At 66.6% G+C, this 26029-nt stretch carries 22 protein-coding genes; 8 read left to right on the forward strand and 14 right to left on the reverse strand.

Features of this window, described 5'->3' with window-relative positions; all coding sequences use genetic code 11:
• Positions 1–71: 71 nt before the first annotated feature.
• The 5 genes from ACO07J_RS03630 to ACO07J_RS03650 form a co-directional block, all read right to left on the reverse strand.
• The gene (locus tag ACO07J_RS03630) at positions 72–953 is read right to left on the reverse strand and encodes an NAD(P)-dependent oxidoreductase (RefSeq protein ID WP_422026405.1); all 882 of its coding nucleotides are present in this window, start codon (positions 951–953) and stop codon (positions 72–74) included.
• A gap of 33 nt (positions 954–986) precedes the next feature.
• Positions 987–2474, reverse strand: a complete 1488-nt coding sequence (locus ACO07J_RS03635; protein WP_422026407.1) for an aldehyde dehydrogenase family protein — start codon at positions 2472–2474, stop codon at positions 987–989.
• A 204-nt stretch (positions 2475–2678) separates the two neighbouring features.
• Positions 2679–3764: a TRAP transporter substrate-binding protein DctP gene (gene dctP, locus ACO07J_RS03640; protein WP_422026409.1), complete on the reverse strand. Its 1086-nt coding sequence runs from the start codon at positions 3762–3764 to the stop codon at positions 2679–2681.
• A gap of 25 nt (positions 3765–3789) precedes the next feature.
• A complete protein-coding gene (locus ACO07J_RS03645; RefSeq protein ID WP_422029693.1) occupies positions 3790–5088 on the reverse strand; it encodes a TRAP transporter large permease in 1299 nt (432 codons plus the stop codon).
• Between the two features lie 16 nt (positions 5089–5104).
• The gene (locus ACO07J_RS03650; RefSeq protein ID WP_422026411.1) at positions 5105–5605 is read right to left on the reverse strand and encodes a TRAP transporter small permease subunit; all 501 of its coding nucleotides are present in this window, start codon (positions 5603–5605) and stop codon (positions 5105–5107) included.
• A gap of 256 nt (positions 5606–5861) precedes the next feature.
• Here ACO07J_RS03650 and ACO07J_RS03655 point away from each other — a divergent pair, with 256 nt between their 5' ends.
• The 5 genes from ACO07J_RS03655 (at position 5862) to ACO07J_RS03675 (ending at position 13069) form a co-directional block, all read left to right on the forward strand.
• The gene (locus ACO07J_RS03655) at positions 5862–7805 is read left to right on the forward strand and encodes a TonB-dependent receptor domain-containing protein (protein WP_422026413.1); all 1944 of its coding nucleotides are present in this window, start codon (positions 5862–5864) and stop codon (positions 7803–7805) included.
• Positions 7806–7894: 89 nt separating this feature from the next.
• Complete coding sequence (locus ACO07J_RS03660) at positions 7895–9319, forward strand: dihydrolipoyl dehydrogenase (protein WP_422026415.1); 1425 nt, start codon at positions 7895–7897, stop codon at positions 9317–9319.
• A gap of 98 nt (positions 9320–9417) precedes the next feature.
• Positions 9418–9921: a 2Fe-2S iron-sulfur cluster-binding protein gene (locus ACO07J_RS03665; RefSeq protein WP_422026417.1), complete on the forward strand. Its 504-nt coding sequence runs from the start codon at positions 9418–9420 to the stop codon at positions 9919–9921.
• Positions 9918–10892: an FAD binding domain-containing protein gene (locus tag ACO07J_RS03670; RefSeq protein ID WP_422026419.1), complete on the forward strand. Its 975-nt coding sequence runs from the start codon at positions 9918–9920 to the stop codon at positions 10890–10892. Before ACO07J_RS03665 ends, ACO07J_RS03670 begins: the two co-directional genes overlap by 4 nt.
• On the forward strand, positions 10889–13069 hold the full coding sequence (locus tag ACO07J_RS03675; RefSeq protein WP_422026421.1) for a xanthine dehydrogenase family protein molybdopterin-binding subunit: 2181 nt from the start codon (positions 10889–10891) through the stop codon (positions 13067–13069). Before ACO07J_RS03670 ends, ACO07J_RS03675 begins: the two co-directional genes overlap by 4 nt.
• A 12-nt stretch (positions 13070–13081) precedes the next feature.
• On the opposite strand, the gene ACO07J_RS03680 is transcribed toward ACO07J_RS03675, so the two are convergent.
• Genes ACO07J_RS03680 through torT form a run of 8 tightly spaced genes read right to left on the reverse strand, consistent with a single transcriptional unit; the run spans position 13082 to position 21028 of the window.
• On the reverse strand, positions 13082–14056 hold the full coding sequence (locus tag ACO07J_RS03680; RefSeq protein ID WP_422026423.1) for a biotin-dependent carboxyltransferase family protein: 975 nt from the start codon (positions 14054–14056) through the stop codon (positions 13082–13084).
• Positions 14046–14918 (reverse strand): 5-oxoprolinase subunit B family protein, encoded by an 873-nt coding sequence (locus ACO07J_RS03685; protein WP_422026425.1) that lies wholly within the window; start codon positions 14916–14918, stop codon positions 14046–14048. Before ACO07J_RS03685 ends, ACO07J_RS03680 begins: the two co-directional genes overlap by 11 nt.
• Positions 14915–16312, reverse strand: a complete 1398-nt coding sequence (locus ACO07J_RS03690) for an acetyl-CoA carboxylase biotin carboxylase subunit (protein ID WP_422026427.1) — start codon at positions 16310–16312, stop codon at positions 14915–14917. The genes ACO07J_RS03685 and ACO07J_RS03690 overlap by 4 nt, the downstream gene beginning before the upstream one ends.
• A gap of 4 nt (positions 16313–16316) precedes the next feature.
• On the reverse strand, positions 16317–16556 hold the full coding sequence (locus ACO07J_RS03695) for an acetyl-CoA carboxylase (RefSeq protein WP_422026429.1): 240 nt from the start codon (positions 16554–16556) through the stop codon (positions 16317–16319).
• Between the two features lie 40 nt (positions 16557–16596).
• Positions 16597–17325 (reverse strand): 5-oxoprolinase subunit PxpA, encoded by a 729-nt coding sequence (pxpA, locus tag ACO07J_RS03700; protein ID WP_422026431.1) that lies wholly within the window; start codon positions 17323–17325, stop codon positions 16597–16599.
• A gap of 13 nt (positions 17326–17338) precedes the next feature.
• On the reverse strand, positions 17339–18370 hold the full coding sequence (locus ACO07J_RS03705) for an ABC transporter permease (protein WP_422026433.1): 1032 nt from the start codon (positions 18368–18370) through the stop codon (positions 17339–17341).
• The gene (locus tag ACO07J_RS03710) at positions 18370–19923 is read right to left on the reverse strand and encodes a sugar ABC transporter ATP-binding protein (RefSeq protein WP_422026435.1); all 1554 of its coding nucleotides are present in this window, start codon (positions 19921–19923) and stop codon (positions 18370–18372) included. The genes ACO07J_RS03705 and ACO07J_RS03710 overlap by 1 nt, the downstream gene beginning before the upstream one ends.
• A 22-nt stretch (positions 19924–19945) precedes the next feature.
• Positions 19946–21028: a TMAO reductase system periplasmic protein TorT gene (gene torT / locus ACO07J_RS03715; RefSeq protein WP_422026437.1), complete on the reverse strand. Its 1083-nt coding sequence runs from the start codon at positions 21026–21028 to the stop codon at positions 19946–19948.
• Between the two features lie 308 nt (positions 21029–21336).
• Between torT and ACO07J_RS03720 the strand changes: the two genes are divergently transcribed.
• Positions 21337–22236 (forward strand): LysR family transcriptional regulator, encoded by a 900-nt coding sequence (locus ACO07J_RS03720; protein WP_422026439.1) that lies wholly within the window; start codon positions 21337–21339, stop codon positions 22234–22236.
• 134 nt (positions 22237–22370) lie between these two features.
• On the opposite strand, the gene ACO07J_RS03725 is transcribed toward ACO07J_RS03720, so the two are convergent.
• Positions 22371–23084 (reverse strand): GntR family transcriptional regulator, encoded by a 714-nt coding sequence (locus ACO07J_RS03725; protein ID WP_422026441.1) that lies wholly within the window; start codon positions 23082–23084, stop codon positions 22371–22373.
• Between the two features lie 275 nt (positions 23085–23359).
• On the opposite strand from ACO07J_RS03725, the gene ACO07J_RS03730 reads away from it, so the two are divergent.
• Positions 23360–24931: an ABC transporter substrate-binding protein gene (locus tag ACO07J_RS03730; RefSeq protein ID WP_422026443.1), complete on the forward strand. Its 1572-nt coding sequence runs from the start codon at positions 23360–23362 to the stop codon at positions 24929–24931.
• A gap of 102 nt (positions 24932–25033) precedes the next feature.
• Positions 25034–26011 (forward strand): ABC transporter permease, encoded by a 978-nt coding sequence (locus tag ACO07J_RS03735; RefSeq protein ID WP_422026445.1) that lies wholly within the window; start codon positions 25034–25036, stop codon positions 26009–26011.
• Positions 26012–26029 lie beyond the last annotated feature (18 nt).

The following is a 26029-nucleotide window of genomic DNA, read 5'->3' on the forward strand; positions in this document are numbered from 1 at the left end:
AACGTATGCGATTGCTACACAGGTATTTTTTCGGTGGCAACCCGGTGACATCCGGGCCGCCAGCGTCCGTCTCAGGTGTTGGTTTCCTTCCTGAACAGGCGCACCAGCTCAGGCACGTAAGCCTCTCCGAAACCGGCCTCGACCGTCTCGGCGAGCGCCGCCGACACACCGTCGGCAACGACCTTGCGCGCGCCCGAGGAGTCCGACATGGCGCGGTAATAGTCAATGTCCTTCTGCGCGTTCGCCACGAAGAAGGGCAGGGCGTCGCGATCCTCCGAGACGATATAGGGCGCCAGCCGGTCCAGCGCCGCGCTCGCCCCGCCACCCCCGGCCAGCACGTCAACGAAGACCTGCGGGTCCACCCCGCTATCCGCCGCCTGCGCCGCGGCCTCGGCCAGCAAGGTCATGAACCCGACCGACACGTAATTGTGCAAGAGCTTCAGCCGGTGCCCATGCCCCAGCGGCCCGACATGATCGACCTTCTCGGTAAACGCCGCCAGCACCGGCCGCACCTTTTCCAGCACCTCCCGCTCGCCGCCCACCAGCAGGTTGAGCGTGCCCGCCCGGGCATGCGCCGCCGTCCGCGTCATCGGCGCGTCGAGGTAATCTCCTCCCGCCTGCCGCACGACCTCGCCCATCCGCAGGGTCGACTCGGGCAGCGCGGTCGAGCAATCCACCACCACCGCCCCGGAGCGCAGCGCCGCGGCCAGCCCGTCCTCGCCGGTCACGATCGCCTCCACCTGCGGCGAGCCGGTGACGCAGAGGATCACCACGTCCGACCCCGCCGCCACCTCGCCCGCCGTGGCACAGGCCCGCGCGCCGAGCGCCACGATATCCTCGGTCGGCTGGTTCCCCGGATGCGCCAGAAAGCTCAGCCCGAACCCGCCGCGTTCCATCACGTTCCGGGCAATGCCATGCCCCATAAGCCCGACGCCGATGATCCCGACTTCCATCTTTCCGCTCTCCCTCCGTGCCGGCCGAACCGCTCAGTCCGCGTTGATCCAGATCGCCTTGGTATCCAGGTACTCTTCCATGTGCTCGGTCCCGCCCTCGCGGCCATAGCCCGACATCTTCACCCCGCCGAACGGCACCGCCGGGTCTATGGCGTGGTACATGTTGACCCAGACCGACCCGGCCTTCAGCCGGTGCGCCAGCTTGTGCGCGGTGCCCAGATGGGTCGAGAACACGCCGGCGGCCAGCCCGTAGGGCGTGGCATTGGCCCGTGCGACCACCTCGTCGATGCTGTCGAAGGGCAGGGCCGAAATGACAGGCCCGAAAATCTCCTCCCGCGCCACGGTCATCTGGTCGGTCACCCCGCCCAGCACCGTCGGATGGTAGAAATGCCCGGCTTCCAGCCCCGGTCCCTCGGCCCGCGCGCCGCCAGTCAGCACCTGCGCGCCCTCCTGCGGGCCCTTGGACAGGTAACCGGCAATCCGTTCGGCCTGCCGGGCCGAGATGATCGGGCCGATATCGGTCTCCTCGCTGATGCCATGCCCGATCCGCAGCCCGGCGGCATAATCGGCCACCCGCCGCACGAACTCGTCATGGATCTCCCGCGCCACGAACAGGCGCGACCCGGCGATGCAGATCTGCCCGGAATTGGCGAATACCGCCATCGCCGCCACCGGCACGGCCTTCTCGATATCGGCGTCCCGGCACACGATCACCGGGGATTTCCCGCCCAGCTCCAGCGACACCCGTTTCAGGTTGCCGGTGGCCGCCCGGGCGATGGCCTGCCCGGTCGCGGTCGAGCCGGTGAAGACGAGCTTGTCGACGCCGGGATGCTCGGCCAGCGCCGCGCCCGCCTCGTGGCCCAGCCCGGTGACGATGTTCAGCACCCCGTCCGGCAGCCCCGCCTCCTGCATGATCCGCGCGATCATCAGCACGGTCAGCGAGGCCTCCTCCGACGGTTTCAGCACTACGGTGCAGCCGGTCGCAATCGCCGGCGCGATCTTCCAGATCGACCCGGCGATCGGCGCATTCCACGGGATGATGGCGCCCACCACGCCGACCGGCTCGCGCACGGTCTGCGAATAGATCTCGCCGGGGAAGGAGTTGGGGATCGTCGCGCCGTGAATGGCCACGGCCTGCCCGGCATAGAACCGCAGCATGCCCAGGACCCGACGGCTGTTGGCCAGCGTCCGCTGGATCGGCATCCCCATGTCCAGCGTGTCCGACAGGCACAGGTTTTCCCATTCCGCCTCGAACCGCTCGGCGATACGCAGCAGAAGGTTCTGCCGCTCGAACGGCGTCCATTTCGCCCACGGCCCCTCGAACGCCTTGCGCGCGGCGGTCACGGCCGCATCGATATCGGCGGCGCCGCCCTTCGGCACCGTGGCCAGCAACGTGCCATCGGCCGGGTTGCGCGCCTCGATGGTCTCGCCGGATTGCGCCTCGCACCAGTCTCCGCCGATGAACATCCGGCGGGCCCCGCCATCGTAAAGCGCCGTCGCGGCCGAACTCCAGTCCTTCATATGCGTTCACCTTGCCTGATCGTCATCTTCGCCGGCCCCCGGTCAGACCGTGCCGGACAGGCCGGGTCAGCCACAGCCGTTCTTTACACCCGCGGCTTTCGGAATGACCAGCCGCTATCCGCGCATCGTGCCGCAAGCCACTGCCCTAGAACGGAAAATGCCCGCCGGAATCGGCGGGCATCCTGGTCAATTATCCGGCCAGCCTCAGCCCGCGCATTCGCGCAGGGCTTCCACGTCCGGGCCGTTCGGCGTCCGGCCAAGGTTGAACGGGGCCGAGGCGTCGCGCCACTGCTTGTAGTCTTCCAGGTACTCGACCATGCTCAGGTAGACCTTCGCGGAATTCGGGTTCTCGCAGGCGGTCTCGACGATCACCTCGTTGGCCATTTTCTGGACCTCTTCAAGCGTCTCGTCGTCGTAGCGGTTGATCTCGACCGCCTCGTTGAACTTGGCATAGGCTTCCGTGGCCCGCTTCTCGGTGAAGGCCAGCGACCACAGCAGGGTGGCGTCGGCCGCGATCTGCAGTTTCTCCTGCGTCTCGGGGGTCAGCGCGTCCCAGGCCGACTTGTTGATCATCACGCCGAAGACCGAGGCCGACTGGTGCCAGCCCGGCGTCGCCCAGTAATCGGTGACCTGCTGGAAGCCGCCCGACCAGTCGACATTCGGGGTCGAGAATTCGGCCCCGTCGATCACCCCGCGCTCGAGCGCCTGGTAGATCTCGCCACCGGCCATCGACACCTGGTTGCCGCCCAGACGCTCGAGCAGCTTGCCCTGCTCCAGGCCGGACAGCCGCAGGCGCTTGCCCTGCAGGTCCTCGAGATTGACGATCGGCTCGTTGGTGCGGAAGCCGGACTCGTTGTTGGTCACGCCATAGGGCAGGTAGACCATGCCGAAATTGCCGTAGACCTCGTTATAGAGCTCCGCGCCGCCCCATTGCTGGATCCAGTTCACGTAGTCGACCGCGTTGAACAGGCTGGGCGTGGTGGCCAGCGGCGAGAAGGCGGCATCGCGGCCGGCCCAGTAGCCCGGCCAGTCGGCGCCGGCCTGAACCGTGCCGGATTCCACCGCACCGAAGACCTCGCCCGCCGGCACCAGCGCACCGCCCTCGAAGAACTCGATGGTCAGCTCGCCTTCCGTCAGCTTGTTGGCCAGCTCGACGAAATGCTTGTCGGTCTCAATCAACTCCAGCGACGAGGGCCACGTCGTCGTCATGGTCCAGCTTTCCTGCGCCACGGCCTGCGAGCCGAGGGCAGCCGCCGCGGAGGCGGCGAAAATGAGTGCCTTGGCAGTCATGATACTCTCCTATCTAGGTTGAAAGTCAGTTCGAATAGAGGGCGCCGGGCAGCCACGTCACCAGCGACGGGAACAGCGCCACCAGCACGCACATCACCACGATCAGCCCGATGAACGGCAGCACACCGCGGATGATCGCCGCGGTCTTCACCTCGCGCGGCGCGATGGCCCGCAGGTAGAACAGGGCGTATCCGAATGGTGGCGTCAGGAACGAGGTCTGCAGCACCACGGCCATCAGCACCACGAACCACAACAGGCTCACATCCGGCATCTCCTGCACGATCGGCAAGAAGATCGGGAACGACAAAAGCACGATCCCCGTCCAGTCCAGGAAGGCGCCAAGCACGAAGACGATGGCCATCATCACGGCCACCAGCATCCACGGCTCCATCTCCAGCGCCCGGATCAGCTCCTGCGTGGCGCGCAGGCCCCCGGTGATGTTGAACACCCCGGTAAAGGCCGTGGCGCCGACCACGATGAACAGGATCATCGCCGAGGTGCGGGCGGTTTCCAGCATCGCGCTGTAAAAGGTTTCCAGCCGGAACTTCCGCCGCAGGATCACGATCAGCAGCGCCAGCGCCGCCCCGATGGCCGAGGCCTCGGTCGCCGTCGCGATCCCCGCCAGCAGCGAGCCGAGGATACCGAAGATCAGCAGCAGCGGCGGCAACGCCTCCATCACCAGCATCCGCATCAGCTCGCCCCGGCTGGTCTTCTCCTCCGGCTCCACCGCCGGCGCCAGGTCGGGCCGCAGCACGGAAATCACGTAGACATAGACGGCATAGCTCAGCCCCAGCAGAACCCCCGGTATCATCGACCCGGCAAACAGCTCGCCCACCGACAGCGGCGAATAGCTCGCCATCAGGATCAGCATGATCGACGGCGGAATCAGGATGCCAAGGCACCCCGACGCCGCGATCACTCCGGTCGTCAGCGACTGGGAATAGCCGTATTGCAGCATCGGCCGCAGCGCCATCACCCCCATCACGGTGATCGACGCGCCGATGATCCCCGTCGTCGCCGCCAGCAGGATCGAGATGAACACCACCGCCAGCGCCAGCCCGCCCCGCACCCGGCTGAGCAACAGCCGCAGCGTCTCGAACATCCGGTCCGTCACCCCGGAATCCGACAAAAAGCGCGCCATCAGCACGAAAAGCGGAATGGCGATCAGCGTGTAATTGTCCAGCACATCGCCATAGATCCGGTTGATCACGATCCCCAGGACCATCGGCTTCCCGGCGATGATCGCCGTCAGAACGGCCGTCCCGCCCAGCACGAAGGCCAGCGGATGCCCCATGAACAGGCCCGCCACCAGCAGGCCGAACATCAGAACGGAGATAAGTTCAGGTGTCACGCGCAGCCTCCCCGCGACCCAGCGCGATCTTCAGAACCTCGGATACGCCCTGCAGCAAGAGCAGCCCGGCCGCCACGCACATTGCCATCTTCAGCGGATAGACCGGCATCTGGATCGCGCCATAGGTCACCTCGCCCTGCGCCCAGGACCGCGCCGCGAACTCCCACGACCGGGTCAGGAACACCCAGGCGAACGGGAAGAAGAAGATCACGTAACCCAGCAGGTCGACGATCCTGCGGGCCCCGGGGCCGAATTTCTCGGTCAGGATATCCACCTTCACATGCGCCCCGTGCCGAAGCGCGTAGCCGCCCAGCAGAACGAAGTAGAAGCCGAAAAGCTGCTTCGAGACGTCGAACGCCCACCGCGTCGGCTCGCTGAACGCATAGCGCATCACCACGTCGAAAATGATGATCGCGGCAAAGACGATCGCCACGACCGCAACGATTCGGCCGACGATCTCGTTAAGCCCGTCAATGGCGCGCATTATCATGCGATTCCTCCCGAATTTCGTCTCCACCTACGTGTTCTTTCACACGTCCCGAGGCTGTCCTCCGTGGGCAGACGACGGGAAACTGAAGGCAATCGGCGCGAAGTTCAAGCTGATAGGTGTGCAATGGTATGCAAAACTTATGTAACGGCGGGACGCCGCTTGCATTCCCTCCGGCCCTGTGTCACCTCAGGGCCCGACAGGCAGCCAATTCATCCGCTACCCCCAAATCCAATAACGACAATTCGGGGGACGGATCATGCGCCGCGCGACGCCTCATGCCACGTTTATTTTCATCGTCGGAGCCGGGGGCGCCTTCGCCCAGGCGCCGGAACCCTTCGTGCTCGGCACGATCTACATCGGCTCCGATGCCACGTCCGAAATCGGCATCGACAACGAGGACCTGACGCGAACAACTCCCAAGGATCTGCAGGAAGTGTTCAAGTCCGAACCCTCGGTCTCGGTCGGAAGCTCGCTGCCGATCTCGCAGAAGATCTACGTCAACGGCGTGGAAGAGAACAACCTCAACGTCACGATCGACGGCGCCCGCCAGAACAACCGCATCTTCCACCACAGCGCCACCACCTATATCGACCCCGAACTGCTCAAGGCCGTCCGGGTCGACCCCGGCGTCGCCCCGGCGGATGCGGGCCCCGGCGCCATGGCCGGCGCCATCGCCTTCGAGACGAAGGACGTCAACGACCTGCTGGAAGAGGGCCGCAGCTTCGGCGGCCGCTTCATCACCGAGTACCAGAGTAACGGCAACGTCTTCACCAACAGCCTCGCGATCTTCGGCGTCACAGGCGGGTTCGAGTACCTCGCCTTCGGCAAATACGCCGATGGCGGCCTGCGCGAGGACGGCGACGGGATCGACATCACCGGCTCGGGCACGCAACTGACCAGCGGGCTGGCCAAGGTGGCCTATAACGGCGCCAATGGCAGCCGGCTCGAGCTCAGCTACGAAAACGTCCGCGACGACGCACAGCGCCCCCTGCGGGCCGATTTCGCCGGGCTGCGGGGCATGTTCGCCACCCGGACCTACACGCTCGAGCGGCAGAACCTCGTCCTCTCCTACGAGTTCGGCGACACCACCGACATGTGGAACCCCACGGTCCAGATCGCCTACAACTCCACCGAGCTTTACACCGGCCCCATGCCGGGCCGCACCGACGCCTATTCCGGCGAGACAACCAGCTTCACCGGCAAATTCGTGAACGAGTTCACGGTCGCCAACGGCACGGTCAAGGCCGGCGCCGATTTCTACAGCGATGTCGCCGACATCAACGGCGAGGGCACGGCCGTCTTCTTTGCGCGGGAGAAGGCCAACAATTTCGGCCTTTTCGTGCAGGCCGAGCTTGACGTGACCGACCGCTTCCGCCTCTCCACCGGCGCCCGCTACGACTTTCAGGAGTTTACGGGCGTCGACGGCACGAGCTACGACAATGACGGGCTCTCCGCCAACATCTCCGGCGATTACGACATCTCCGACGCGCTCACCCTCAGCGCCGGCGCCTCGCATAACTGGGGTGGCATCGCGCTGGCCGAAAGCTTCCTCTTCGACCCGGCCTGGACCTATCCCGCCTCGATCTCGCCCGTCACGTCGGAAAACTACTACCTCGGCGCCAATGTCCATCTGGGCAACTGGAATCTGAACGGGCGGCTCTTCAAAACCAATATCGACAACGCCCGCACGCTGCTCGACCCCGCGACCGGGCTGTTCGGCGCCTCCCCGGGCCTCGTCGCCGATCTCGACACCGAAGGGTTTGAGGTCAGCGCCGATTACAACTGGTCCACCGGCTTCGCGCGCATCGCCTATGCCAATATCGACAACAAGATCAACGGCGGCCCGGCCGACAGCTACACCGGCCGCTACCTGACCACGCCGCTGGGTGACAACCTCGTGCTCGAGGTGGCCAACACCTGGGATCCGCTCGGCCTGACCCTCGGCGCCGACGCGCAGATCGTCTTCGACGAGACCGCGGCGGGCGCCCCGGGCGGCAAGATCGGCGGCTTCGAGGTGCTCAACCTCTTCGCCGAATACACCCCGCGCCGGATGAAGAACCTGACCCTTCGCGCCGAGATCGACAACGTCTTCGACGAGACCTACACCGAACGCGCCACCTACGGACAGGAATTCGCGACCGTCACGCCGCTGAAGGAACCGGGCCGGTCCTTCAACCTCCGGGCCTCGCTCCGGTTCTGACGCGCCTGACCGGTTCGGCGGCCCATTCCGCCGTTCCGGAACCTGCACCCCCGTCGCCGGGTTGATCCCGACAGGATGCAGGAGGCCCGATGACCCGCCATGTTGCAGATGTCGCCGTGATCGGCGCCGGCACCGCCGGGCTGGCGGCCGAGCGTCACGCAAGGCGGCAGGGGGCGACGACCCGGCTGATCGACCCGGAATTTGCCGGCACCACCTGCGCCACGGTCGGCTGCATGCCCTCGAAACTGCTGATCGCGGCGGCCGACGCGGCGCATGGCGCCTCCGACGCCGAGCGCTTCGGCATCCATGCCCGGGTCGAGGTGCGCGGCGCCGAAGTGCTCGGCCGCGTCCGCCGGATGCGCGACGACTTCGCCCGCGGCGTCCGCCGGTCGATCGCCGATCTGCCCGACGGCACCTGCCTGCGCGCCCGGGCCCGGTTCGACGCGCCCGGCGTGCTGGCCCTCGACACCGGCGACACGGTCGAGGCCCGCGCCATCGTCATCGCCACCGGCGCCGCGCCCGACCTGCCTGGGCCCTACCGCGCGGTTGCCGACCGGGTGCTCACCAACCGCACCATCTTCGAACTCGACGACCTGCCCGCCAGCATGGCGGTGATCGGCGCCGGGCCGCTAGGGCTGGAACTGGCGCAGGCCATGCACCGGCTGGGGGTGCAGGTGGAACTGTTCGACAGCGGCGACACCCTCGCCGGCCTGCCGCCCGAGACCAGCCGCGCCCTTTATGCCATCCTCTCCGACAGCTTCCCCATCCACCTCGACTGCAAGCCGCACCCCGCGCCCCATCCCGACGGGGTCGAGCTGACCTGGAACGGCCACACAGCCCGGTTCGAGCGCGTGCTGGTCGCCGCCGGTCGGCCGCCCTCGCTCGACGCGCTGGAGCTCGAAAACACCGATCTCGACCTCGACGACCACGGCACGCCGATCTTCGACCCCGACACCCTGCAATGCGGCGACGCGCCCGTCTTCATCGCCGGCGACGCCAACCACGACCGCCCCCTCCTGCACGAGGCCTCGGCCGAGGGCACCATCGCCGGCTGCAACGCCGCCACCTGGCCCGACGTCTCGGCCTCCCCCCGCAAGACCCCCCTCGCCATCTCCTTCACCCGCCCCGAGGCCGCCACCATCGGCACCATCCCCGACCCGGATGACGACACCCACGTCACCGGCACCGTCGACTATGCCGACCAGGGCCGCGCCAAGGTCATGGGGCAGGCCCACGGCCTCCTCCGCCTCCACGCCCGCGCCACCGATGGCCGCCTCACCGGCGCCTCCCTCTGTGCGCCGGGCGGCGAACACCTCGCCCACCTCCTCGCCTGGACCATCCAGCAGGGCCTCACCGCCTCCGACGTGCTCGACCTGCCGTTCTACCATCCCACCCTTGCCGAAGGCCTGCAAACCGCCCTCCAGGACATCTGCCGCCAGACCGAACGCACGCGCCCCTGGCACCGCGACGACGACCCCCGCCCGGGCAGCCAAAGCGGCACACCGACCCCCTGACCGCCGCCACGGAAACCGACCCCCGCAGGAACAATCCCCGCCGGCCGTCGGTTGACCCGACACACGCCCCGCGACCGCCGCCGCCATCCGGAGACCCCATGCAGATCACCCTCACCGTCAACGGCGCCGACCATACGCTCGACCTCGACCCGCGCGTCACCCTGCTCGACGCGCTGCGCGACCACCTCGGCCTCACCGGCTCGCGCAAGGGCTGCGACCAGGGCCAGTGCGGCGCCTGCACGGTGCTGGTCAACGGCCGCCGCATCAACGCCTGCCTCGCCCTCGCCGTGATGCACGAGGGCGACGCCATCACCACCGTCGAGGGTCTCTCCGACGGCTCCCTCTCACCGCTGCAACAGGCCTTCATTGACCATGACGGCTTCCAGTGCGGCTACTGCACCCCCGGCCAGATCTGCTCCGCCACCGCCATGCTCGACGAGCTCGACGCCGGCTGGCCCAGCCATGTCAGCCCCTCGCTGGATGGCCCCTGTGAGCTGACCGAGGCGGAACTCTCCGAACGGATGAGCGGCAACCTCTGCCGCTGCTCCTGCTACCCCGGCATCAACGCCGCCATCCGCGACGCGAAAGACCACCAGGCATGAAACCCTTCGATTTCCTGCGCGCAGAGGACACCACCGCCGCCTGCGAGGCCGGCTTCGGCCGCGGTGCCGCCTTCATCGCCGGCGGCACCAACCTTCTCGACCTCATGAAGCTCGAGGTGATGGCCCCCGACACCCTCGTCGACATCACCCGCCTCGGCCTCGACCGCCTCGAGGAGGAGGATGGCGGCCTGCGCATCGGCGCCACCGTGACCAATTCCGACCTCGCCGCCGATATGCGCATCCGCCGAGACTGGCCGGTCCTCTCCCGCGCGCTGCTCGCCGGCGCCTCGGGCCAGCTCCGCAACAAGGCCACCACCGGCGGCAACCTGCTGCAACGCACCCGCTGCCCGTATTTCTACGACACCGACACCCCCTGCAACAAACGCACCCCCGGCGAAGGCTGCGCCGCGCTGGGCGGCGAGACCCGCAACCACGCCATCCTCGGCACCTCCGAACACTGCATCGCGCTGCACCCCAGCGACATGGCCGTGGCCCTGCGCGCCCTCGACGCCCAGGTCGAGGTGCAATCCCCCGAGGGCCACCGCCGCGCCTACGACCTCGACAATTTCTACTGCCTGCCCGGCGACACCCCGCATATCGAAACCATGCTCGAACCGGGCGACCTGATCACCTCCGTCTTCCTGCCCGCTCCAAAAGGCGACCGGCAGGTCTACCGCAAGGTGCGCGACCGCGCCTCCTACGCCTTCGCGCTGGTCTCGGTCGCCGCGGTGATCCGGATGGACAATGGCAAGATCGCCCACGCCGCCATCGGTTTCGGCGGGCTCGCGCCCCAGCCCTGGCGCGATATCGAGGTCGACGCCACCCTCACCGGCGCCCAACCCTCGGCGGCGCTCTTCGAGAAAGCTGCCGACATCCTGCTGCAGGGCGCCGAAACCCACGGCGGTGACGCATTCAAGATACCGCTCGCACGGCGCCTCCTCCCCGCCGTGCTCGAGGAGGCGACGGCATGACCATCAATCTCAAGCTCGACGACAAGTCCGAAGACCGCGCCGACAGCCTCGCCCAGGGCCTGCTCGGCACCCCGGCCGACCGGCCAGAAGGCCACCTGAAAGTCACCGGCGCGGCCACCTACGCGGCCGACGACGTCCCCGAGGGCTGCGCCTTCGGCGTACTGGTGCGCGCGCCGGGGCAGGGGGCGCTGACCGCCACCAATGCCGAGGATGTCCGTGCCAAGCCCGGCGTCCTCGCCGTGATCCGCGACCCGCGCATGATCCGCAACTCCGCCCAGGGCACCGCCAACGAGGCCCCCGTTCAGGGCGTCGACACCGCCGCCTATACCGGCCAGCCCATCGCCCTCGTCGTCGCCGAAAGCTTCGAGCAGGCCCGCCACGCCGCCAACGCGCTGAAGATCACCGCGGAGGGCCCGCCCGGCCCGGTCGACCCGCAGGCGGTCGAGCCGGAAGGCGAGCCGGACGGGCAGGGCGATCTCGACGCCGCCATGGCCGATGCACCCCACAGCTTCGACGCCGAATACACCACCGCCGGCCATTCCAGTGCCCCGATGGAGCCTCACGCCGCCGTGGCGGCCTGGGACGGCGAGAACCTGACGGTCCGCGCCTCGCTCCAGATGCTGAAATACAATCGCAACGAACTGGCCGACTGCCTCGGCATCGACCCGGCCAGTGTGCGGCTGCTCTCGCCTTATGTCGGCGGCGGCTTTGGCTCCAAGCTCGGCATCTCCGCCGAAACCGTCGCCGCTGCCATCGCGGCGAAGGAGCTCGACCGCCCCGTGCGCGTGGTCCAGCACCGCCGGCAGGTCTTCGAGACCATTACCCGCCGCTCCGAGACGCGCCAGCGCATCCGGCTGGCCGCCGATGCCGAGGGGCGCCTCACCGGGCTCGGCCACGAGGCCCTCGTCTCGAACCTCCCCGACGAATCCTTCGCCGAGCCGGTCACGCAGGCCAGCACCTTCGCCTATGCCGCCGCCAACCGGCTGATCGGCGAACGCGTCGCGCGCCTTCACCGGCCCGCCGCCGGCTCCGTCCGCGCGCCGGGCGAGGCGGTGGGCGTCACCGCCTTCGAATGCGCGATGGACGAACTGGCGGTTCAACTGGGCCTCGACCCCATCGAGCTGCGCCTCCGCAACATCCCCGGGAAGGATCCGCAAAGCGGCATCCCGTTCTCCTCCCACATGCTGGCCGAAACCCTGCAGGACGGCGCGAAACGCTTCGGCTGGCAGGGCCGCGACCCCGCCCCGCGCCAACGGCGCGAGGGCGAATGGTGGATCGGCACCGGCATGGCTGCCGCCTTCCGCGTCAACATCCTGTCCGAGGCCGAGGTGCGCGTCACCCTGACCGCCGAGGGCGCGCTCGTGGAAACCGACATGACCGATCTCGGCACCGGCACCTACGCCATCCTGACCCAGATCGCGGGCGAGGCGCTGGGCCTGCCCGCCGACCGCGTGACCGTGAAGCTGGGCGATACCGAGTATCCGCCGGGCTCGGGCTCCGGCGGCTCATGGGGCGCGGCCTCGACCGGCAACGCCACCTGGCTCGCCGCGCTCGACCTCCGCCAGCAGCTTGCCTCGAAGATGGAGTGCGACGAGCGCGACCTGACCCTGAAGGACTGGCAGGCGACCTTCGGCAACACCACCCGCGCGCTCTCCGACCTGATGGGGGGCGACACGCTCACCGGCCACGGCCATATCGACGCCGGCAAGGCGTTCGAGGATGTCCGGCAATCGACCTTCGGCGCCCATTTCGCCGAGGTCGCGGTCAACGACATCACCGGCGAAATTCGCGTGCGCCGGATGCTGGGCAGCTTCGCCGCCGGCCGCATCCTTAACCAGAAAACCGCCCGCAGCCAGTGCCATGGCGGCATGACCTGGGGCATCGGCATGGCCCTGACCGAAGGGCTGGTCCATGACCGCCGCGACGGCCATATCGTCAACCGCGACCTGGCCGAATACCACGTCGCCACCAATGCCGACGTCCCCCCGCTCGAGGTGCATTTCGTGGAAGAGCGTGACCCCTGGGCCGGGCCGATGCAGTCCAAGGGGCTGGGCGAGCTCGGCATCTGCGGCGCCGGCGCGGCGGTGCTCAACGCCGTCCACCACGCCTGCGGCGTCCGCCTCCGCGACATGCCCGCCACCCCCGACAGGGTGCTGGCCGGGCTCACGAACCTCTAGGCTACGGGTGGCTCAGCCAATCGCCTCGCGGATCCCGTCCAGCATGTCCGACCGGTCCTTCCGCGCGGCCAGCGCGGTGTCCATGTCCACCTTGACGAACCGCGTGGGCGTATTGGGCTGCAACTGGCCGATCAGGTCCATATCCGCCGAAATCACCGTCCCGAGCATGAAATACCCCCCGCCCGACACCGCGTCGCGGTGAAGCACGATCGGCTCCTTGCCGCTCGGCACCTGCACCGAGCCGTAGGGATAGCACGCATCGGTGATGTTCGACGGGTCCGAACCCGCGCTGAACGGCTGCTCCCGCGGCACGAAATCCAGCGGCCGACCGCCCTGGAACCGATAGCCCATCCGGTCCGCCTCGTTCGCCACCTTCCACGTATCCTCGAAGAACGTGCCCTGCGCCGCCTCGGTGATCCGGTGCCAGTAAAGCCCCGGTAGCACCCGCAGCTCCGCCGATCCCCCCGGCAGCCGCCGCAGCTTCTCCGGCACCGTCGCCCCGGGCGTCGCCGCCCGCGCCGGCTTGCCCAGCGGCAGCGTGTCGCCCGGCTGCACCGCCCGGCCCTCGACCCCGCCAAGCGCCCCGATCGGATAGGTCGCGCGGCTGCCCAGGTAGGGCGGCGTATTGATCCCGCCGGAAATCGCGATGTAGACCCGCGCCCCCGCCTTGAGGAAATCGAACGACAGAACCTGCCCCTTCTTCACCGCCAGCGCCGTCCATGTCGGCTGCTCTTCCCCGTCGATCTTCGGCGGCAGCTCGGCCCCGCAGACGGCCACGGTGGCATCTTCCGTGAACTCCAGCTCCGGCCCGACGAACACCGCCTCCAGCCCGGCCGCGTCCTCGGCATTGCCCACCAACAGGTTCGCGGCCCGCAGCGCCAGCCGGTCCATCGCCCCGCCGATCGGAATCCCGAGGTGGTAATACCCCGGCCGCCCGAGATCCTGGATGGTGGTCATGATACCGGATGAAATGACGTTAATCGGCATAGAGGGCCTCCATCAGCTTGGCATTCGTGCCGTCCATATCGGCGTTGAAATCATCGAGCGAAAAGACAACGTCCGCCGTCCGCGGCTCGAACCGTCCGGCCTGCACGTCGGCGACGATGGTTTCGTATTCCTCCCGATCGATCGGCCGCCACTTGACGATGTCGCCCGGCTTGAAGAACACCATGAAATCCTTCAGGTACGGCGTCTTCTGCTGCGGGTCGAAGATCGTCATCGGCGTGATCCCGAACATCTGGTAGCCGCCCGCCCCCCGCACCGAGTAGATGCACGAGAACGACCCGCCGTAACCCACCGTCTGCTTCGGCGTGTCGGTGCGCGGCGTCAGGTACTTGGGCACCTGGATCTGCCGCGCCCGGTCGACCATCTGGTAAAGGAACGGCAGCCCCGACACGAACCCCACCATCGACACGAACCAGGGCGCGCCGTGATGCGCCTCGATGAACGCCTCGACACTGTCATACCCGTTGATCTTCGCGGCATATTCAAGGTCCGTGCCGTTCGGATCCTGGTGGCGCTCACGGAACCGCATGAGGGTCTCGTGCGTCCACGGATCCCGGTAATAGACCGGCACCTCGACGATCCGGGTGTTGAGCTTCGCCTCCTGCTTCTCGGCGCTGGCCTCCATCTCCTTCAGCCGGTCCATCAGGACCTGCGGATGGATCTTGTCGGGATCGAACTTGATCTGGAAAGAGGCATTGGCCGGGCAGATCTCGGTCACCCCTTCGATCTTCGCCTCCCGCACCGCGTTGGTCATCGCCAGAGACGTGAAGAACGCCTCGAGCGACATTTCCTCGTCGACCTCGACGAACACGTGCTCGTCGCCTCCGAATGTGTATCGGCTCATGTCGTTGTCTCTCCCTGTTTGGTGAGTTTGTCGATGTTCCGCTCCAGCCACGGCTCGAGCCACCGCGTATGCACCGCGTTGGCCTGCACGTCCGCGCTGTCGGCCAGCGCGGTGAACAGCGGCGCGGTGGTGGGCAGCCCGCCGATCTTCAGCGTGCTCAGCGCCTCCTTCATCCGTGCGATGGCCTGCGCCCGGTCCGGCGCCCAGACGATCAGCTTGCCCAGAAGCGAGTCGTAGAAGGGCGGGATCGCGTACCCGTCGTAAAGCATGTGATCGAACCGGATGCCTTCGCCCCCGGGAACCTTCAGCCCGCTCACCACGCCGGGGAAGGGCATGAACCCGTTGGCCGGATCCTCGGCGTTCAGCCGCACCTCGATGGCGTGGCCCTCGCGGGCGATCTCGCCCTGCGCGATGCCCAGCGGCGCCCCGGCACAGACCCGGATCATCCCGGCCACAAGGTCGGTGCCACAAATCATCTCCGTCACCGGGTGCTCGACCTGGATGCGGGTGTTCATCTCGATGAAATAGAATTCGCCGGTCTCGTCGTCGTACAGGAACTCCACCGTTCCCGCCCCGCGATACTGCACCGATTTCGCCAGGTCGACGGCCGCCGCGCACAATTTCTCGCGCACAGCTTCGTCCACCGCCGCCGACGGCGCCTCTTCCCAGACCTTCTGCCGCCGCCGCTGCAACGAACATTCCCGGTCGAAGAAATGCACCACATCGCGACCGTCGCCCAGCACCTGCACCTCGATATGCCGGGCGCGCTCGATCACCTTCTCGATATAGATGCCGCCGTCACCGAACGCCGCCTTCGCCTCGTTCGAGGCCTGCGGGGCAAGCTTGCGGAACGCCTCGGCATCGTCGGCCACCCGGATGCCGCGGCCGCCGCCGCCGGCCGCGGCCTTGATCATCACCGGGTATCCCACCGCGCCGGCCAGCCGCTCGGCCTCGTCCATGTCGGTGATCACCCCGTCACTGCCCGGAACCGTGGGTACGCCCGCCTTCTGCGCCTGTTCTCGCGCGGCGGCCTTGTCCCCCATCAGCCGGATCGTGTCGCCCGACGGGCCCACGAAGACCAGGCCGGCGGCCTCTACCGCGTCGGCGAACCCGGCATTCTCGGACAGGAACCCGTAACCCGGATGCACCGCGTCGGCGCCGCTTTCCTTCGCGGCGGCCAGCAGCGCGTCGACATCGAGATACGACTTGGCGGCCTGCGGCGGCCCGATCACCTTCACCTCGTCGGCCAGCCGCGCGGCAAGGCTCTCGGTGTCGGCCTCGCTGACGGCCTGGACCACCTTCAGCCCAAGCTCCTTGGCGGCACGGTTTACCCGACAGGCAATCTCGCCGCGATTGGCGATCAGGATCGTCTTGATCGGCAGCTTATCGGCCATCGCGTCAATCCAGCTCGGCGATGACGGCGCCGGGGGTCACGGGGTCGCCGTCTTCCACCGGAAAGGCCGAGATCGTGCCCGCGCCATCCGCCTTGATCTCGTGAAAGGTCTTCATCACCTCGACCAGCGCGATCACGTCGCCCTTCTCCACGCTGTCGCCCACCTCCTTGAACGGCGGCTCCTCGGGGGCGGGCTTGCGAAAGAACGTGCCCGGAATGGGCGATTTGATCTCGTGTTTGGCCATGTCTCTACTCCCGTTGATGATGCCGTGTCCGAATATGGTCTCAGGCCGCTTCCAGCCGGTTGAGCGCGTCAAAGACCGCCTTGCCGATCGCCACAGAATCCGGCGTGTCGGAATGCACGCAGACGGTCTGCGCCTTCACCGGAAGGGTCTTGCCCCCCACCGTCGTCAGTTTGCCATCGCGCACCGCGGCCACGGCGCGGTCGGCGGCCAGCGCCGGCGCCACCGCCTCGTGCTCGCGCGTGATGATCAGCTTGCCGTCGTCGTCATAGTCGAGATCGGCAAAGAATTCCGGCAGGAAGGTGACCCCGCGCTTGACATAGATTTCCTCGTGCAGCGTGCCGGCAATGCCGGTCACCGGCACGCCGTAGACCAGCGCGGCATCGGCCACCGCCTCGGCGATGTGCTTCTCGCGGGCCGCCATGCCGTACAGCGCGCCATGCGGCTTGATATGGCTCAGCGCCATGTCCTCCTGCTTCAGGAACGCGCAAAGCGCCCCGATCTGGTAGAGGATGATGTTGGCCATCTCCTCGCGCTCGATCTTCATTTCCCTCCGTCCAAAGCCGGGCAGGTCGGGCAGCGAGACATGCGCCCCCACCTTGACGCCGTGTTGCTTGGCCAGCGCGACGGTGTCGCGCATGTGGTTCGGGTCCGAGGCGTGAAAGCCGCAGGCCACGTTAGCTTGCGTGATATAGGGCATGATCCCGGCATCGTTGCCCATACGGTACAGGCCGAAACTCTCACCCATGTCACAATTGATGTCCGCCCGCATGGCGCCTCCTCCCTCAATCTTTCAGTGTTGCCACGTATTTCAGCCGGAACTGGTCCGCGATCACCGCAAGGATCAGCAGCGCGCCCAGCACGACCGTCTGCAGATAGCTCTCGATCCGGGCGAGGTTCATGCCGTTCTGCACCAGCCCGATGAACAGGGCGCCCAGCACCACGTTCTCCAGCCGCCCGACACCGCCGCGCAGGCTGACCCCGGCGATCACGCAGGCGGCGATCGATTCCAGCGGCATCGAGGCGCCGATATTGGCCTCGCCGGTATCCAGCCGCGCGGTCAGCAGCATTCCCGCCACGGCGGCGAAAAAGGCGCACAGCACGTAGGTGAAGAACAGGGTGCCCTGCGTGTTGATCCCCGACAGCGACGCCGCCTTGATATTGCCGCCCACGGCATAGAAATGGCGGCCGAACGGTGTCCGGTACAGGATGACGTAAAGCACCGCGATCAGCACCGCGGCCACCAGCACCGGCACCGGCACGCCTAAGGCCGTGCCGAACCCGAACGTGTCGCCGAACGCGATGGGCATCCCGTAGACCGGCACACCCCCCGTCAGGAACAGCGCGATCCCGAACCCCACCGACGCCATGCCTAGCGACATCATGAAGGGCGAGACGTTGAAGAACGCCACGCCCACGCCGTTGACCACCCCGATCAGCGTGCCCGCCATGACCCCGACGAGACACCCCAGCACGATCGCCAGCCACACCGCCTCGGGCATCGCCGCATAGATCGCCGCCATCGCCATCGCCCCGGCCACCGAACTCAGCGCCAGCACCGTGCCCACCGACAGGTCGAACCCGCCCGTCAGCAGCGCCAGCATCTGCCCGATCGACACGATCATCAGGTACACCGACTGCCGCAGCACGTTGGTCAGGTTGCGCGCCGTCAGGAAATTGTCCGACATCAGCGCAAAGATCACCACCGCCGCCACCAGCAGGAACGGCAGGATCCCCAGCTTGACGAAAGCCCGTTTCAGAAAAAGCGTCACGCCGCCCTCCGGCGTCGCGGTCCCGGCATTCCGGTCCTGGGCCATCAGGCCACCTCCCTTTCGAAAAAATTCCCCAGCACGGCCTCCTCGGTCAGCTCTTCGGCCGCGATCTCGGCCTGCACCCGGCCGCGATAGAACACGTAGGCCCGGTTGCTGAGGTTCAGGATCTCCGGCAGATCGGACGAGATCAGCACGATCGCCACCCCCTGCCGCGCCAGCCCCACGATGAACTCGTAGATCGCCGCCCGCGTGCCCACGTCCACCCCCACCGTCGGCTCGTCGAAGGCAATCAGGCGGAAATCGCGCGTCAGGCTGCGGGCCAGCATCACCTTCTGCTGGTTCCCGCCCGAGAAGTGATCGACCGCCCGCTCGATCCGCCGCGGCTGCAGGTTCAGCCGCTCGGCCAGCTCCAGCGCCGCCTGCCGCTCGCCACCCGGCGTCAGCAGCGGCCCGCTCGAGAACGGCCGCGCGTCGAGCGCCGCCAGCGACATGTTCTCCCTCGCCGAGCGCATCATCAGCAGCCCCTCGTTGCGCCGGTCCGACGGCAGGTAGAGAAACCCGCCGCGAATGTTCCGCTTCGGGCTGTGCCCGGTAATGTCCTGCCCGAGATAGCTGACCCGGCCCCCCGCAATCGCCTTGCCGCCGAACGCGGCCTGGAGAACCTCAGACTTGCCGGCGCCCACCAGCCCGGCCAGCCCCACGATCTCGCCCGCCCGAACCTCGAGCGAGGCGTCCCGCACGGTGTCGTCCCGCGTCGTCAGGCCCTCGATCCGCAGCACCGTCTCGCCCGCGGGCGCGGTGATCCGCTCCGGAAAGATCGCCCCCACCTCGCGCCCGGTCATCAGCTTCACCAGGTCGTCCTCCGAGGCCTCCTGCGCCTCGACCGTCTCGATATACCGCCCGTCCCGCAGCACGGTGATACGGTCGCCGATCCGCCGGATCTCGGCCATCCTGTGGGTGATGTAGACGATCCCGATGCCCCGCGCCGTCAGCCCGCCGATCAGCCGGAAAAGCTGGTCGGTCTCGTGGTTCGTCAGCGACGCGGTCGGCTCGTCGAGGATCAGCACCGACAGGTCCGACCGGAACGCCTTGGCGATCTCCATCATCTGCTGTTCGGCCCGGGTCAGCCGGTCGACCCGCGCCGCCGGATCAAGCCGGAAATCCAGCTCTTCCAGGATCTCCCGCGCATGCTCCCGGCTGCGCTTCCGGTCCAGGAACCCGCCCTTCGTGGGCTCGGCGCCCAGGAACAGGTTCTCCTCCACCGTCATCTGCGGGATCAGGGAAAACTCCTGGAACACCGCCGACACCCCGAGCGCGCGGGCGTCATGCACCGAATGCAGCTCCACCTCGCGGCCCTGGAACAGGATGGTTCCCGATGTCGGCTGGTTGGCCCCGGCAAGGATCGAAATCAGTGTCGACTTGCCGGCGCCGTTCTCTCCGAAAAGCACATGCACCTCTCCCGCGCGCAGATCGAAATCCACCGCATCCAGCGCCCGCACGCCCGGATAGTCCTTGGTAAGCGATCGGGTCTCGATCAGCACCTCACCAATACCGGTTGCGTTGCCGCCGCGCACGAGCGCCGGAGCGGGAGAAGTCATGGCCTCGGTCTCCCCGGTTCTCTTACTCGACCGCGAAGACCGGGCGGAACCCGTCGGGCGCCAGCGTCGAGGACGGGTCGAACTCGCCGTGGTTCTCCTGGTTCACGACGTAAAGCGCCGGCCCCACATGCTTGAGAACCTCCTCGCCCTGCAACAGGCGCACGGCCTGGTCCACCGCGATCCGGCCCTGGATCACCGTGGAATCCGTCGGCGCCGCAAGGATCTGCCCGCGGGAAATCCCGCGATCCACGCCCGGGGTATAGTAGTACGAGACCACCTTGACCGTATCGGTCAGCCCCCGCGACCGCAGGATCGGCACCGCCGCTTCGGCGGTTACCGCCGTGCCGACGATATAGTCGAGGTCCGGATAGGTCTCGAGCGCATCCTCGACCAGCGCGGCCTGCGCTTCCTTGCCGGTGTCGCCATACTTGGTATCGACCACCTCGAGCGCGCTGCCTTCCACCGCGCCGAGGAAGCCGGTATTGCCCGCCTCGACCCAGCCGGCCCCGGCCGGCCCGGGGAACCACGCCGCCTGCACGGCCTCGCTGCCCGCGGGGTGAAGCTCGGCAAGGTACTGCCCCGCCTTCGCCCCCATCTCGCCGAACGAGACCAGCGACTTGGCCGACAGCTTGTCTGACGACATGCCGTTGATCACGTCGATCACCGGAATGTCCTTCGCGCGGATCTCCTCGACCACGTTGTTCAGCCCGTCATAGGAAATCGCCCCGATGATCACCGCGTCGGCCCCGGCCGAGACGCAATCCTCGATCTGCGAGATCTGGGTGTTGAGTTCGGTATACCCGCCGGCCTCGACCACGGTCGCGGCGACCCCGAGGCGCTTGGCCTCTTCGACCACGCCATAGTCGACACCCAGCCAGTAGGCGTCCTTCATGTGCGGGAACGAGACGCAGATGTCCCATTTCTCGCTCGCCTTCTCGAGCGGTTCGTAATCCACGCTCGTCCGCGGGCTCGACATGTCGAAGGGCGGATCCCACACCTCGACCGAGTAGGGGAACCAGTTGTCTGCGGCCTGCGCGGCCGAGCCGATGCCCAGCACCAGCGCCGCGGCGGACGTGCCGCCCAGAAATCTTTTCAGTGGTTTCATTTCTTCCTCCAGGGGACAGTTCGATCAGTGTCACGCCGCCTTGCCGACGGTCTGTCAAAAACTGTACGGACCCTGACCGGAAATGTTAAATACTAATAAAAGTATTTATTTATCTCATTTTTTTATAATAGGTCGAACAGCGATCCGTGCCCGAAAATGCACCGGTTTCCAGTGAAAACCTGAAGAACCATGCAAAGCGAATGGGCAATCGTTCGGGGGCTGTCGCGCCGTCGCCGGCTTGCCGGCGGGGCCGGCAACACGTATAGCGTTACCAGTAATGCAAAAGATTGATGTCAGATATCAATAAAATGAAACAGCCCTCCCTGCGCCAGATTCAATACTTCATCGCCGTGGCCAATGCCGGCCAGTTCTCCCGCGCGGCCCGAGAGCTCAGCGTCTCCCAGTCGGCGCTCACCAACGCGATCAAGCAACTGGAAGAGATCGTCGCCACGCCGCTCTTCAAACGCCACGGCTCCGGCGTCAGCCTCACCTACGAGGGCAGCAATTTCCTCGTCCATGCCCGTCGCGTCCTGGCCGCGGTCGACGAGGCGGTGCGCTCGCCGGGCCGCAAGCGGGACGGGGTCACCGGCCCGTTGCGCCTCGCGCTCACCTATACCGTGGCGGGCTACTACATCCCGCCCTATCTCGAACAGTTCCAGCGCTCCTTCCCCGGCATCGACCTGCAACTGACAGAGGCCTCCCGCGTTGCCATCGAGGACGGGCTGGTCTCCGGCAGTTTCGATCTGGCGGTGATGCTCACCTCCAACATCGTCGACCAGGAGGGGCTGAAGTTCGAAACGCTCATGCAGTCCCGGCGCAGGCTCTGGCTGCCCTCGCTGCATCCGCTGCTTTCGCAAAGCAACATCACCCTCGCCGACGTCTCGCGAGAGCCCTACATCATGCTGACGGTCGACGAGGCCAGCAACACCGCCCAGCGGTACTGGAACAAGACGGCCTACCGCCCCAACACCATCTTCCGCACCTCCTCGGTCGAGGCGGTGCGCTCGCTGGTGGCCAGCGGCATGGGCGTCACCATCCTGTCAGACATGGTCTACCGGCAATGGTCCCTCGACGGTCGCCGGGTCGAGGTGGTCTCGCTGGCCGATGCGGTTCCGACCATGGACGTGGGCCTCGCCTGGGCCGCCAATGTCGAGCTCAACCGCGCGGCGCTGGCGTTTCGCGAATTCATGCATATCGGCGACCAGTGACCGGGCCATTCGCCGCCGGCACCATCCCTCGCACCGTCCCGCGCACCGACAAAATACCGACGTAATACCGACGTTATACCGACGTTGGATTTCCGGCGTCTGACGGCCTTTTCCGGCGGCGGGTACGCCGGGCTTCAGGGGCTCAGCAGGCTCGAACGAAGGTCGCGCCTGGTGTCGTCCTTGGACGAGAAATCAAGCCGGCTCTCGATCCCCCGCAAATGGCGGTCCATCAGCTCCGATGCCTTGTTTCCTTGGCCTTCAAGGATCAGCTCGGTCAGCCGCGTGTGCTCTTCCAGCTCCGCCTCGTCGGGGGTCTTGGCCTCGTAAACCGCGATGATCAGCGACGACCGGGCAATCAGCTCCCTGACGAAATGCGCCATGATCGGACTGTCCGCCTGGTCCGCCAGCACCTGGTGATACTTCCCACACCGCTTGATCACCTGCACCACATCCCCCGCCGCCCTCGCACGGTTCTCGTGCTGGAGGTGGGCGTGCATCGCCTCGCGGATCGAATCGCTTGCATTCACGGCCGCGCGCTCGGCCAGGTGGCACTCGATCACCCGCCGCGCGCGGAACACTTCACGCGCTTCCTCGACCGACGGCTTCGCGACAAACGCGCCGCGATTGGCGACCAGGTTGACCACGTGATCCGCGGCCAGACGGGACAGCACCGCCCGCATCCGGGTCCGGCCGATGCCGAAGATGTCGCACAGTTCGTCTTCCTTGAGATGCGTTCCGGGGGCGAGGTTGTGATCGACGATGGCATCAAAAATTCTGTTGTAAATCTGATCACTATCGACGGTTTCGGCGCCTCCGGGCGCGGCGGACAGGGTCGAAGTCTTGTTCATTATGCCTCTCCTTGCGGTGTCGCGCGACCGGTGCGGCGGCGACGCCGACCCCTCCATGATCCTATCTGCAAACAATGGTTCGGAGCATACCGTATACAACCGTTGTGTGAAAGCCTCTCTAATATTGTGTACGATTTTATTTTACTTTTGTACACAATTATGAAATCTTCTTCGGTATCGGCCCCGGTGCAACCACACCATCCAACCGGGGCTTCGCCGCCGGCAAGCACGCCTGAAGAAGCGTGCAAGGCATCGTCAACCAACGGGAGTTACAGATGAACTTCAGACTTTTCACCGGAACCGCCATCGCGGCCCTCGGCCTCAGCCTGGGCCTCGCATCGGCGAACACGCTGCGCATGGCCGATTCCGCCGATATCGCGGCGATGGACCCGCACTCGATGACGGAAAGCAACACGATCGGCTTTCTCAACCACGTCTACGAAGGGCTGGTGCGTTACAACAAGGACCTCGAGGTCGAGGCCGCCCTGGCCGAATCGTGGGAATTCGTCGAGCCGACCCGCCTGCGCTTCAAGCTGCGCGAAGGCGTGACCTTCCACAACGGCAACCCTTTCACGGCGGATGATGTCGTGGCCTCGCTCGAACGGGCAAGCCACGAGACCTCGCCGGTCAAGAGCAACCTGCCCGGTCTGGAAAGCGCCGAGAAGGTCGATGACCTGACCGTCGACCTGGTCCTGAAAGGGCCCGATCCGATCGTGCTCAACTATCTCACCAACATTTACATTCTTGACAAGGAATGGATGGAGGAGCACGACGCCCTGCTGCCCGCCGACATGCGCCGGGGCAAGGAAAACTACGCCGTGGCCAACTCCAACGGGACCGGCCCCTTCATCCTCGAAAGCCGCCAGCCCGACGCGCGCACGGTTCTGGCCGTGAACGACGGCTGGTGGGACGAGCCGCAGCACAACCTGACCCGGATCGAGTTCAGCCCCATCGGTTCCGACGCCACACGCATTGCCGCGCTGCTGTCGGGCGAGCTTGATTTCATCACGCCCGCGCCGCTTCAGGATATCGAGCGGATCAACCGCGCAGAAGGTGTCTCGGTGATCGAAACACCCAGCTTGCGTACCATCATGCTGGGGCTGAACTATGCGGATTCGCTGCATAATTCGAACCTCACAGACGACAATCCCCTGAAGAATCGCAAGGTGCGCGAAGCGCTGCAGCTTGCGATCAACATGGACCTCATCCAAGACAAGATCATGCGGGGCCGTTCGCGCAACGCCGCGCTGCTCGTGGCGCCGCAGGTGCCGGGCTTCGACGAGGCGCTCGACACCCGACCGGCCGCAGATGCCGAGGCCGCCAAGGGCATGCTGGAAGAGGCAGGGTATCCCGACGGGTTCGAAGTCGGGCTGGATTGCCCGAACGACCGCTATGTCAACGACGAGGAAATCTGCCAGGCGATCACCGCCATGTGGGCCCGCATCGGCGTCAAGGCGCGGCTGACGGCCCAGACCAATTCGAAACATTTCGAAAAGGTGCTGGCCGGCGGGGCGGATGTCTACATGGTCGGCTGGGCCACCCTGCCGATGCTGGACAGCTACAGCGTTCTGTCGGCGCTGCTGCACACGCCCGGCGACCGCATGGGGGCATGGAACCCCGGCGGCTATTCCAACCCCGAGATCGACGCGCTGACCGCCAAGATCGCGACCGAGCTTGACGAGGAAAAGCGCACCCAGATGATGAAGGACGCGCTGACGATCGCGCGTGACGACGTCGCCATCATCCCGCTGCACCAGCAGCCGCTGGCCTGGGCCGTGCGCGACGGGGTCAACCTGAGCGTCACCGCGGATAACAAACCGCGCCTCTGGTACGCCACCATCGAGTAGGATGGGTCACGGCCCGGCCCGCGCGGCACTTCTCCCGGCCGCACGGGCCGACGGCCGAGACATACGCGACCACATCGAACCCAACATCCGGAGTCCGTTCCCATGACAGCCTTCATCCTCCGGCGTCTGATCCAGTCCATCCTCGTCATGCTGGCCGTTGCCCTGATCGCCTTCTCAATGTTCCGCTTCGTCGGCGACCCGGTGAACAGCATGCTGCCCGAGAACGCCTCGGCGGAAGAGCGGCACGATCTGCGCGAACAGCTTGGACTGAACGCCCCCGTCACGACCCAGTTTGCCCGCTTCGTCACCGGCGCGGCACAGGGCGAATTCGGGATCTCCTACCGCAACAAGCGCCCGGTCAGCGACCTGATCGCCGAGCGCCTTCCGGCGACGCTGGAACTGGTCCTGGCCGCCGCGATCTTCGCGCTGGCGATGGGGGTGCCGATGGGCATCTACACGGCGCTGCATCGAAAGGGATTTCTCAGCAATTCCATGCAGATCCTGTCGCTGGTCGGCATATCGGTACCAACTTTCGTGACCGGCATCCTGCTGATCCTCGTCTTCTCGGTCTGGCTGAACTGGCTGCCCTCCTTCGGGCGCGGCGACGTGGTCGATATCGGCTGGTGGTCGACCGGGCTTCTGACGGTAAGCGGGCTGAAATCGCTGGTCCTTCCGGCAATCATGCTGGGGCTCTTCCAGGTCACGCTGATCATGCGGCTGGTGCGGGCCGAGATGCTCGAGACCCTTCGCTCGGACTACGTGCGCTTTGCCCGGGCAAGGGGCCTGACCAACCGGGCGGTGCATTTCGGCCATGCCTTCCGCAACACGCTGATGCCGGTGATCACCATCGTCGGCCTACAGCTGGGTGCGATGATCGCCTTCGCCATCATCACCGAGACGGTGTTCCAGTGGCCGGGCATGGGCCTGCTGTTCATCCAGGCGGTCAGCTTCGGCGATATCCCGGTGATGTCGGCCTATCTCGTGCTGGTCGCGCTGGTTTTCGTCGTCATCAACATGGTCGTCGACCTGCTCTACTTCGCCATTGATCCGCGCCTGTCGATCCGCGCGGGCCGCGCCTGATCCAAGGAGATCCGACCC

Origin of the sequence: Roseovarius sp. (genome assembly GCF_965228755.1) — a bacterium.
GTDB lineage: Bacteria > Pseudomonadota > Alphaproteobacteria > Rhodobacterales > Rhodobacteraceae > Roseovarius.